At 72.9% G+C, this 4200-nt stretch carries 5 protein-coding genes; all 5 read left to right on the top strand.

What is annotated here, in order from left to right:
• Positions 1-82: 82 nt before the first annotated feature.
• The 5 genes from ACIQOV_RS30315 (at position 83) to ACIQOV_RS30295 (ending at position 4166) form a co-directional block, all read left to right on the top strand.
• A complete protein-coding gene (locus ACIQOV_RS30315; protein ID WP_359910967.1) occupies positions 83-238 on the top strand; it encodes a hypothetical protein in 156 nt (51 codons plus the stop codon).
• A gap of 123 nt (positions 239-361) precedes the next feature.
• Entirely contained in the window at positions 362-994 is a 633-nt protein-coding gene (nadD, locus tag ACIQOV_RS30310; protein WP_401053795.1) for a nicotinate-nucleotide adenylyltransferase, read from the top strand.
• Between the two features lie 14 nt (positions 995-1008).
• Positions 1009-2904, top strand: a complete 1896-nt coding sequence (locus ACIQOV_RS30305) for an LCP family protein (RefSeq protein ID WP_401053793.1) — start codon at positions 1009-1011, stop codon at positions 2902-2904.
• A gap of 156 nt (positions 2905-3060) precedes the next feature.
• Positions 3061-3519: a ribosome silencing factor gene (rsfS, locus tag ACIQOV_RS30300; RefSeq protein ID WP_359910971.1), complete on the top strand. Its 459-nt coding sequence runs from the start codon at positions 3061-3063 to the stop codon at positions 3517-3519.
• Complete coding sequence (locus ACIQOV_RS30295) at positions 3516-4166, top strand: histidine phosphatase family protein (protein ID WP_401053796.1); 651 nt, start codon at positions 3516-3518, stop codon at positions 4164-4166. Before rsfS ends, ACIQOV_RS30295 begins: the two co-directional genes overlap by 4 nt.
• Positions 4167-4200: the final 34 nt, after the last annotated feature.

The raw sequence follows: 4200 nt of genomic DNA, 5'->3' as shown, positions 1-4200 counted from the left end.
CCCCGTACGATGACGGGTGGGCCCTCACCGGCCCGGAACCACCCCCAGGTCCGTTCCCCGAGCCGAGAAGGTCCCGCCGACCATGAGCACTGCTGCCGCACTCCCCGTTCTGAACCTTCTCGCCGAGGGCGAGGGGGGCAACCACGACAGCCTGAACCCGGCCCTGACCGGTGGCGCCGCGCTGTTCATCCTGCTGGTCCTGCTCTTCATCACCACCCGCTTCAACCGGGACCGCTGAGCCGGCCGCGCGGACCGCTCGGGGAGCGTCCGGCCACCGGCCGGCCGCTCCCTCACGCATCTGCGGAGAACCCCCACCCGGCCGTTCCCGCACCGTAACGGGTGTCGCGTAAGGTGTGGCGGCATGGGAGAGCAGGCCGGGAATCCCGGCGGACCGGAACCGGTGAAGAAGCGCCTCGGCGTGATGGGCGGCACCTTCGACCCGATCCACCACGGCCACCTCGTCGCCGCCAGTGAGGTCGCGAGCGCGTTCCACCTGGACGAAGTGATCTTCGTGCCGACCGGGCAGCCGTGGCAGAAGAGCGACCGTCACGTCACCCCGGCCGAGGACCGCTACCTGATGACGGTCATCGCCACCGCCGAGAACCCGCAGTTCTCGGTCAGCCGGATCGACATCGACCGCGAGGGCCCGACGTACACCGTCGACACCCTGCGCGACCTGCACGCCCTGCACCCGGACGCCGACCTCTTCTTCATCACCGGCGCCGACGCCCTCGCCCAGATCCTCTCCTGGCGCGACTCCGACGAGCTCTTCTCGCTGGCCCACTTCATCGGATGCACCCGCCCGGGGCACACTCTGTCGGACGCCGGGCTTCCGGCGGGCGGGGTCTCCCTGGTGGAGGTCCCGGCGCTGGCCATCTCCTCCACGGACTGCCGCAACCGGGTCGCCAAGGGTGAGCCCGTCTGGTACCTCGTCCCGGACGGCGTGGTCCGCTACATCGACAAGCGGGCGCTGTACGCGCCGCGCGGGGACTGATCCAGGAGCGGTGCATGACTGATCGCAGCGACGGCCGGCGGCCGGAGGACTGGTCCACCGGGCAGTACCAGCAGCCGTACCAGGGCTACCAGAACCCGCAGCAGCAGCAACCACAGCAGCCGCAGCCGCAGTCGTACGAGCAGCAGCAGTACGACCAGCAGTACGACCAGTACGGGCAGCCGGTGTACGGGCAGGACCCGTACGGCTACCAGCAGCAGGGCTACCAGGGGTACGACGGGTACCAGCAGGGCGGGCAGTTCCCGCAGCAGCCGCAGCAGCAGCAACCACAGCAGCCGCAGCAGCAGCAGTACGACCAGCAGTACGACCAGTACGGGCAGCCGGTGTACGGCCAGGACCCGTACGGCTACCAGCAGCAGGGCTACCAGGGCTACCAGCAGCAGCCGTACCAGGCCGCCGCCCCGGTCGCCGCCGAGCCGCAGGCGCCGTCGCCGGTGCCGCCGACGCAGGCCGAGGCCGTCGCGCAGTCCGCCGCCGCAGCGGCCGCAGCGGCACCCGCTGCCGCGCCGCCGCGTCCGCGGGTGCCCCGGCCCGCCGAGGAGGCGGTGCCGGCCAAGGCCGTGCCGCCGTCCGAGCAGGTCGCCGGGGCGCGGGCCGGGAAGGCCGGCAAGGCAGGCAAGGCCGGGAGCAAGGCGCCCAAGGACAGTTACACCACGGGCGAGTTCACCTTCGTCGACGAGGAGGCGGAGGAGACCGAGGACGTCATCGACTGGCTGAAGTTCGCCGAGTCCCGCAGCGAGGTGCGCGCCGAGCGCCGCCGCAAGCTGCGCAACCGGCTGATCGGCCTCGGCGCGGTGGTGGCGCTCGCGGCCGGCGGCGTCGGCGGCTACCTCTTCCTGACCGGCGACAAGCCGACCGCGGCCACCGCCGCCGGCGGGCGCCAGGTCAACGTCGTCCACCTGCGCGACCTCCAGGGCAAGGTGTCCAGCGCGCTGCTGGTCAACGACGCCTCCGGGAAGAAGGGCACGGTGCTGCTGCTGCCCGACAACCTGCGGCTGCCCGGCCCGGGGGACCCGCCGGTCAGCACGGTCGGCCAGTCCATGGACGGCATCGGCGCCTCGGCGACCCGCGAGGGCCTGTCCACCGTGCTGGGCGCCCCGGTGGCCGGCACCTGGCGGCTGGACACCCCGTACCTGGAACTGCTGGTCTCCCAGCTCGGCGGCGTCCGGGTGGACACCAACGCCGAGACCCACGAGGGCGGCAAGCCGGACGGCAAGCTGCTGTCCGCGGCCGGGAAGAACACCATGCTCAGCGGGAAGGCCGCGGTCGCGTACGCGACCTGGCAGGCGCCCGGTGAGAACCGGGACGCCCAGCTGGCCCGGTTCGGGCAGGTCCTGGACGCGGTGGTGCGCACCATGCCGACCGAGTTCAAGGACGCCAAGGACGACGTGCACCGGATGAACGCGGTGCTCGACCCCTCGCTGCCCGAGGACGCCCTCGCCGGAGTGCTCGTCCAGCTCGCCCAGCAGGCGAAGGACGGCCACTTCGGCACCACGGCGCTGACCGTCAAGCCGGACGGCAGCCTGGACGAGGCGACCGCGGGCAAGCAGGTCAAGGACGTGCTGGGCGGCACCGTGAAGTCCGCGGCCGTCGGCGACGCCCCGGTCCGGGTCGCGCTCCAGGACGCCACCGGCAACGACGCGGCGGCGGCCGCCGCGCAGGTCCAGATCGTCAACTCCGGCCTGACCTTCATCCCGGGCGGCGCCAAGGCGGCTCCGCAGCCGGCCAGTGAGATCCGCTACACCGACGACGCCCGGCAGGGCGCGGCGAAGTCGCTGGCGACCAGCCTCGGGCTGCCGGACACGGCGGTGAAGAAGGTGACCGGCGACGCCCAGAACGCGGACCTGCTGGTCCTGCTCGGCAAGGACTACCAGCCGCCGAAGAACCAGTAGGGCGGCGGCCCGGGCTCCTGCGGTCCGGGTGTCGCGGTGCGGTGGCCCGGGCGGGCCCGGAAAACGGTTCCGGGCCCGCCCGGGCGGCGTGAGATCCTGGAAGGCGACCCCGGCCGTGCGCCGGGGCACCCCAAGCCGCCGAGCCGGAAGAACACCGTGACCGTCACCGACCACAGCCAGCAGCTCATCACCGTCGCCGCGCAGGCGGCGGCCGACAAGCTCGCGCACAACATCATCGCCTTCGACGTCAGCGAGGTGCTGTCGATCACCGACGCCTTCCTGATCGCCTCCGCGAACAACGACCGCCAGGTCCGCTCGATCGCCGAGGAGATCGAGGACCAGCTGCGCGAGCAGCTGGACATCAAGCCGGTGCGCCGCGAGGGCGAGCGCGAGGGCCGCTGGATCCTGCTCGACTACCTGGACATCGTCGTGCACGTCCAGCACTCCGAGGAGCGCTCCTTCTACTCGCTGGACCGCCTCTGGAAGGACTGCCCCGAGCTGCCGCTGCCCGAGGACGCCGTGGCCTCGCGCAACCGCCCGGACGCCCACACCGACGAGGCCGGCAACGCCGTCGCGCCCGCCGACGACTTCGGCAAGCCCGAGGATCTGCACTGAGCCGCGGCGCGCGGGGCCCGCGCATCGTCTTCTGGCGGCACGGCCAGACCTCCTGGAACCTCGAATCGCGTTTCCAGGGCACCACGGACATCGAGCTGACCGGCCAGGGCGTCCTGCAGGCCCAGCGGGCGGCCCGGCTGCTCTCCGGGCTCCGTCCCGACCTGCTGATCTCCTCGGACCTCAAGCGGGCCCGGCGCACCGCCGCGGAGCTGGCCGAGGTCACCGGGCTGGACGTGCAGCACCACGAGGGCCTGCGGGAGACCTTCGCGGGCTCCTGGCAGGGCCTGACCAACGCCGAGATCCGCGAGCGCTTCCCGGAGGAGTACGAGGCCTGGGCGGCCGGCGAGCCGGTGCGGCGCGGGGGCGGCGGCGAGCTGGCCACCGAGGTCGCCGACCGCTCGGTGCCGGTGGTCCTGGAGGCCGTCGGCAAACTCCCGGAGAACGGCACGCTGGTCGTGGTCAGCCACGGCGGGACGATCCGCACCATGCTCGGGCGGCTGCTCGAACTGGAGCCCTCCCGGTGGGAGCGCTTCGGCGGACTGTCCAACTGCTGCTGGTCGGTGCTCGGCCTGGGCACGCGCGGCTGGCGCCTGCTGGAGCACAACGCGGGCACGCTCCCGCAGCCGGTCATCGGCGACGACACCTGAGCGGTACCGGTGCGGGCGGCACCGGGGGCCGGGG

The sequence above is a fragment of the Kitasatospora sp. NPDC091257 genome (assembly GCF_044757675.1).
GTDB classification, from domain to species: domain Bacteria; phylum Actinomycetota; class Actinomycetes; order Streptomycetales; family Streptomycetaceae; genus Kitasatospora; species Kitasatospora lactacystinica.
The sequence above is the reverse complement of the archived record's forward strand: the minus strand, read 5'-3'. Positions and strand labels throughout refer to the sequence as shown.